Source organism: Paraburkholderia terricola (genome assembly GCF_900142195.1).
Classification (GTDB): Bacteria; Pseudomonadota; Gammaproteobacteria; order Burkholderiales; family Burkholderiaceae; genus Paraburkholderia; species Paraburkholderia terricola.
On the sequence record NZ_FRAB01000011.1, the window covers coordinates 185788 to 192456 of the forward strand.

Annotated in this window: 5 protein-coding genes; 1 reads left to right on the top strand and 4 read right to left on the bottom strand. The window is 65.9% G+C overall.

Features of this window, described 5'->3' with window-relative positions; genetic code table 11:
• Nucleotides 1–35: 35 nt before the first annotated feature.
• Complete coding sequence (locus BUE39_RS12585; protein ID WP_176035744.1) at nucleotides 36–887, top strand: LysR substrate-binding domain-containing protein; 852 nt, start codon at nucleotides 36–38, stop codon at nucleotides 885–887.
• A 312-nt stretch (nucleotides 888–1199) separates the two neighbouring features.
• Here BUE39_RS12585 and BUE39_RS12590 read toward each other — a convergent pair whose 3' ends face one another.
• The 4 genes from BUE39_RS12590 to BUE39_RS12605 all read right to left on the bottom strand — a co-directional run.
• Nucleotides 1200–4022, bottom strand: coding sequence for a nitrate reductase (locus BUE39_RS12590; protein WP_073428986.1), 2823 nt, complete (start codon nucleotides 4020–4022; stop codon nucleotides 1200–1202).
• A gap of 13 nt (nucleotides 4023–4035) precedes the next feature.
• Nucleotides 4036–5307: an NAD(P)/FAD-dependent oxidoreductase gene (locus tag BUE39_RS12595; RefSeq protein WP_073428987.1), complete on the bottom strand. Its 1272-nt coding sequence runs from the start codon at nucleotides 5305–5307 to the stop codon at nucleotides 4036–4038.
• The gene (gene nirD / locus BUE39_RS12600) at nucleotides 5304–5651 is read right to left on the bottom strand and encodes a nitrite reductase small subunit NirD (protein WP_073428988.1); all 348 of its coding nucleotides are present in this window, start codon (nucleotides 5649–5651) and stop codon (nucleotides 5304–5306) included. The genes BUE39_RS12595 and nirD overlap by 4 nt, the downstream gene beginning before the upstream one ends.
• A 31-nt stretch (nucleotides 5652–5682) precedes the next feature.
• Nucleotides 5683–6669 (bottom strand): nitrite reductase large subunit (locus BUE39_RS12605; protein ID WP_459543766.1); only part of this gene is annotated, 987 nt, incomplete at its 5' end.

Consider the following 6669-nt stretch of genomic DNA (forward strand, 5'->3'; position numbering starts at 1 on the left):
AATATTGATGGCATCTATCGATTTATCTGATACCAATGAAAGCACTCGATCTGGACGTTCTGACAATGATCGTCGCCGTCGCCGACACGGGGAACATCAGTCGTGCGGCGGACGTCGTGCATCGCTCGCAATCGGCGGTGAGCATGCAGATCAAGACGCTCGAAACCGCGCTCGGCAAGCCGCTTTTCGTGCGCAAGCCGAGAAGCGTGATCCCCACGCAAGACGGCGAGGTCCTGCTGACGTTCGCGCGGCGCATGCTCGCGCTGCGCGATGAAGCATGGGCGGCGGTGGTCCGGCCCGACGTCACCGGCCGGGTCGTCATCGGTGTGCCGGACGACTACGCGTCGTCACTGTTGCCGTCGATTCTCAAGAAATTTTCTGCCCAATATCCGAAGGTCGAGATTCAGGTCGTCGGACTGCCGAGCGTGGCGCTCGCGCCGATGGTGAAGGACGGCTCGGTCGACCTGGTCTGCGGGACACGCGTGAAGGGCCTATCGGGCGAGTTCATCCGGCACGAACCGATGGTCTGGGCCGCGGCGCCGAGTTCGCATGACATCTGGCGCGAACGGCCGCTGCCGATTGCCGTGTTCCTGCCGGGTAGCGTCGCCCGCGAAAACGCGATCCGCAGTCTGGAGCGGGCCAGGATCACCTATCGGACCTCCTACGAGAGCCCGAGCCTGCTCGGCCTGCTCAGCATGGTCGAGGCCGGACTCGCAGTGGCGCCGCTCGCGCAATGCGCGGTGCCTGCTCATCTGACCTTGCTCGGCCACGCGCACGGCTTGCCCGAGATCGCCGCGCTGGAGCTCATACTTGCGCGGAGTGCCAAATCGAAGCGGCCGCCATGCGACTTTCTCGCCGAAAAGATCATGTCGGAACTGCGGCGTTAATCGCACAGTTGTTCGCAACGTGCCGCGCGCCGGTACAGGCCTCGTTTCAGCGCAATCGATGACGATGCGAACAGGGCGTCTCGGCGTGCGACTGCCCCATGTTCGCACCAGGGTTGCGGGTGCGGCGCCGTGCGCGTTCATGCCGCCCGCGTTCGCCCGGCTGTGAGGAGCGCAGGCTCGCCGTATGCCGCAGGTGTGGCTCGCCGATACTCCCTGAGCCTGCGGGCGTGAGTTCGCCGTCGTCATGGCGACCCGGAAAATTATTGCCGGGTTTGATCGCGGCCATCAGGGTTTTGAGTCTCTTCATCATGATCAGACGGTGCTCAACCGTGCAAGCTCGGTGTCGACCAGCAGCTTCTTCAGTTCAGGAACGCACGACCCGCAGTTACCACCGGCCTTCAGGCACGCGGTAATCTCCGCCGCGGTCTTGAGCCCTTGTTCGCGGATCGCCGCGCAGATCGTGTTGCGTCCGACACCGAAACACGAGCAGACCGTCGGCCCCGTATCGGCGCCCTTGCCGATCGGCTGTCCTGCCAGCAGACCCGCACGATCCGCTTCATCGAGCCTGTCCTTGGCGAACAGGCCCGCGAGCCACGTACGCGACGGCAACTGCGATTGCGGACGCGCCGAGACAAAGATGCAACTCTCGATACGCTCGTCCACCAGGTGCACGGCGCGATAGACGCCCGCCGTGCGGTCCTCGTACTCGAGCCAGTCGGCGTGCGGATCGTCGATACCGAACAGCGCTTGCGCCCAGCCGCCGTGATCGGCGAGCGGCTTGCGCCCCGCGAGTTCATAGCGCACGAACTGCGCGCCGTGGACGCGCGTCCAGTACGTCACGTCATCCAGCACCGGGGCGCGACGGCTCAGCGAGAAGCCGTGCCAGGCGACGTCGAACCTGTCGACGCGCACCGGCGTGTGTTTGAACTCAGGCTCCCCGGAAACCGGATCGACCACGGGATTCACCACCGCGCCGATGCGCGCGTCGGACGCGACCTGATCGTTCCAGTGGATCGGCACGAACACGCTGCCGCGCGACATGCCGCCACCATGCTGCACGCGCGCGACCATCGTGCCCCAGCGGCTCGACACGCGCGCGAGTTCGCCTTCGCGCACGCCGCACGACAGCGCGTCCTGCGGATGCAGATCGACGAAGGCTTCCGTTACGTGACCGGCGAGTTTCTCCGACTTGCCGGTGCGGGTCATCGTGTGCCATTGGTCGCGCACCCGGCCGGTATTCAGCGTCAGCGGATAGTCGTCGTCCGGCGCGTGGATCGGATCGCGCGGCGGCGTCGCGACGAAACGCGCCTTGCCGTCCGCGTGGGCATAGCGGCGATCACCGAACAGACGCGCGGTGCCGTGCGGCGCCGCGCCGCTCGCCGCCGGCACCGGCCACTGGATCGGCTGCAGCGCATCGTAACGCTCGCGGCCGAGCGCGACGAGCCCGCCCAGATTGAACACGCGCGGCACGTTACCGTCGGTTTGTGTTTCGCGTGCGGCCTCATGGCTGTCAGCGGTCGCGCCACCGTTGCCGGGGTCGTTCCGATAGGCGCTCAGCCGCGCATGCTCGTCGAAGATCTCATGCGCATCCGAGAAATCGAAGCCGGCATACCCCATGCGCTGAGCGACGTCGCAGATGATGCGCCAGTCGGCGCGCGCTTCGCCCGGCGGCGGCAGGAACGCGCGCTGGCGCGAGATCCTGCGCTCGGAGTTGGTGACGGTGCCGTCCTTCTCGCCCCAGCCGAGCGCCGGCAGCAGGACGTGAGCGAACGCATTGGTGTCCGTGTTCTCGACGATGTCGGAGCTGACGACGAGTTCGCAGCGCGCCAGCGCGCGCTTCGCCTGATCGCCGTCGGGCAGGCTCACGACCGGGTTCGTGCCCATGATCCAGACGGCCTTGATCTGGCCGCGCTCGATCGCCTCGAACAGTTCGACCGCCTTGAGTCCCGGCCGCTGCGCGATGGCGGGCGAATCCCAGAACGTCCGCACGAGTTCTCGATGACGCGGATTGTCGAGTTCCAGATGGGCCGCCAGCATGTTCGCGAGGCCGCCCACTTCACGCCCGCCCATCGCGTTCGGCTGGCCGGTAAACGAGAACGGGCCCATTCCCGGCTTGCCGATGCGGCCGGTCAGCAGATGGCAATTGATGATGCTGTTGACCTTGTCGGTGCCGGAACTCGACTGGTTCACGCCTTGCGAATAGACCGTCACCACCCGCTCGGTTCGCGCAAAAAGCCGATAGAACTCGAGCAGATCGTGCGGGTCGAGCTTGCAGGCCTTCGCGCATTGCGCGAGGTCGAAGCCGTTCGTCACGTCGGTCGAAGCGGCATCGAGCGCCTGCGCGTAGCCGGTCGTATGCGCATCGACGAAGCCCGCATCCGTCGTATCGTGTTCCGCCAGAAAACTGAGCAGCCCGTTGAACAGCCGGACATCGGTGCCCGCCTTCAGCGGCAGGTGCAGGTCGGCCATTTCGCAGGTCGCGGTATAGCGCGGGTCGATCACGACGACCTTCATATCGGGTCGCGTTTCCTTGATCTTGACGATCCGCTGGAACAGGATCGGATGGCACCACGCGGTATTCGATCCGACCAGCACGACCAGGTCCGCGAGTTCGAGGTCTTCGTAGCACACCGGCACGAGGTCCTCGCCGAACGCACGCTTGTGCCCCGCCACCGACGAGGACATGCACAGGCGTGAATTGGTGTCGATGTTCGCGCTGCCGATGTACCCCTTCACCAGCTTGTTGGCGACGTAGTAGTCCTCCGTCAGCAGTTGTCCCGAGACGTAGAGCGCGATCGCCTCCGGGCCGTGCCGATCGATGATGCGGCGCAAGCCGCCGGCGACCGTGTCGAGCGCATCGCTCCACGACACGGCGCGCAAGGCGCCGCTGCCGGGCTCGCGCAGCTTCGGCTGCAGCAGGCGTCCGTCGAGCCCGACCGTCTCGCCGAGCGCCGAGCCCTTCACGCACAGGCGGCCGGCGTTTGCCGGATGGCGTTCGTCGCCGGCAATCTCGGGCGGGCCGTCCGGGCGCGGGGTCGCGCGTACGCCACAGCCTACGCCGCAGTACGGACAAGTGGTCCTGACAGCGTCGCGGCTGCCATCGGACGCGCTGGAAATAGCGATGGGAAAACTCACGTTGCGTTCCGGTTCAGGCGGGCTGCGCCTCGCAGAGGGCTTTGCCGAACAGCAACTGGCTGCGCAGCGATGAAATGTCGGTCCGGTTCTGGATCAGCTCGAAATACCACGCGCCTTCCTTGACGTCGCCATAGAGCACGGCGCCGACCACCCGGTTGTTCTCGATCACGAGGCGCTTGTAGACGCCGCGTCGCGGATCGCGCAGCACGAGGTCCTCGGAATCCGGGCCGCCGATGAAGTCGCCGGCCGAATACAGTTCGACGCCGGTCACTTTCAGCTTGGTCGCGGTCGCGCGCTGCACGTAACGGCGGTGGCCCGCGCCGGCGAGATGTGCGCCGCAAACGCGCGCCTGATCCCAGATCGGCGCGACGAGGCCGAAGGTCGCCGTACGGTGCTGCACGCATTCGCCGACGGCGTAGACGCGCGGATCGTAGGTCTGCAGGGTGTCGTCGACGACGATCGCGCGCTCGCAGTGCAGACCCGCCTGTTTCGCGAGGTCGATGTTCGGGCGCACACCGGCCGTCATCACGACGAGGTCCGCGGGAATCTCCGTGCCGTCGTCGAAACGCACGGCGGTGACGCGCTCCGGTCCGACGATTTCCGCGGTGTTGGCCCGCAGCAGGAAACGCAAGCCCTTGCGTTCCAGCGCCTGCTGCAACAAGGCCGACGCGCTCCTGTCGAGCTGACGCTCCATCAGGCTGTCCATGACATGCACGACCGTGACCGACATGCCCTGGCGCATGAGTCCGTTCGCCGCCTCCAACCCGAGCAGTCCACCGCCGATCACCACGGCGTGGCGATGACTGCGCGCCGCGGCGAGCATCGTTTCGACATCCTGGATATCGCGAAACGCGATCACGCCCGGCAGGTCGTGGCCCGGCACGGGAATCAGGAAAGGCTTCGAGCCGGTCGCGAGCAGCAGCCGGTCATAGCCCACCTCGACGCCGCTTTGCGAACGCACGATGCGGCGTCTGCGGTCAATCGCAATCACTGGATCGCCGGCATGCAGCCGGATACCGTTCTGCGCATACCAGTCGCGCGTATTGAGGATGATGTCGTCGACCGTCTTCTCGCCGGCCAGCACCGGCGAAAGCAGGATGCGGTTGTAGTTGCCGTACGGCTCCGCGCCGAATACGGTGATGTCGTAAAGATCCGGCGCGAGCTTCAGCAATTCCTCGACGGTGCGCATGCCCGCCATGCCGTTGCCGATCACGACGAGGCGCGGGCGGGAAGGCGCGCTGAGCGATGCGCCTCCCGAAGTCTGCACGTCGACTTCACGTTTCATGCCGCGACCCACACCGTGCCGCTCTGCACGCGCACGGGGTATGCGCTGACGGAATTCTCGGGCGCTTCCAGGCACTCGCCGGTGCGCAGATCGAAGTGATGCTTGTAGATCGGCGAGGCGACCACGATGCGTTCGCCGAGGCTGCCGATCAGGCCGCGCGAGAGCACCGCGGCGCGCGAACCCGGATCGAAATTGTGGATCGCGAACACGCCGCCCTCGCCGTCCGCGACGTGAAATACCGCGACCTGTTCGCCGTTGACCAGCGCGCAGACGCCCGTATTCGGGACGATGTCGTCGAGCGCGCACACGGGCGTCCAGGATTGTGAAGTCTGATTGTTGCTCATGCTGGGTTCCTCACGTCGGGTGGATGAACGATCAGGCGGGTTCGGCGACAACAGGTATCGGGAACTGCTTCGCTTGCCGTTCGACCGGCGTCGCGGGACGGATCTGCCCGCGCTCCTCGACGAACGTCACCGTGTTATCGGCCTGATCGCTGTTGACGAAATGGCGGAAGCGCTTGCGCGTTTCAGGATCGGTCACGGCCTTCTTCCATTCGCATTCGTAGGTCTCGACCACGTGCCGCATGTCCGATTCCAGTTCCGCCGCCACGCCCAGGTGATCGTTGACCACCACGTCGATCAGATAATCGAGGCCGCCTTCGAGGCTCTCGCGCCACACGCTGGTGCGTTGCAGACGGTCGGCGGTGCGCACGTAGAACATCAGGAAGCGGTCGATGTAGCGCACCAGCGTTTCGCGATCGAGGTCCGACGCGAGCAGTTCCGCGTGGCGCGGCTTCATCCCGCCGTTGCCGCACACGTAAAGGTTCCAGCCCTTCTCGGTGGCGATCACGCCGACGTCCTTGCCCTGCGCTTCCGCGCACTCGCGGGTGCAGCCCGACACGCCGAACTTGATCTTGTGCGGCGTGCGCAGGCCCTTGTAGCGGTTCTCCAGTTCGACCGCGAGGCCCACCGAATCGCCGACGCCATAACGGCACCACGTCGAGCCCACGCACGACTTCACGGTGCGCAGCGCCTTGCCGTATGCATGGCCCGATTCGAAACCGGCGGCGATCAGTTCTTCCCAGATGAACGGCAACTGCTCGACGCGCGCGCCGAACAGATCGACCCGCTGGCCGCCGGTGATCTTCGTGTAGAGGCCGTATTTCTTCGCCACCTGGCCGACCGCGATCAGGCCGTCCGGCGTCACCTCGCCGCCCGCCATGCGCGGCACGACCGAGTAGGTGCCGTCGCGCTGGATGTTGGCGAGGTAGTAGTCGTTGGTGTCCTGCAGCGACGCGTGCTCCTTCTTCAGCACGAACTCGTTCCAGCACGACGCGAGAATGCTCGCCACCGTCGGCTTGCA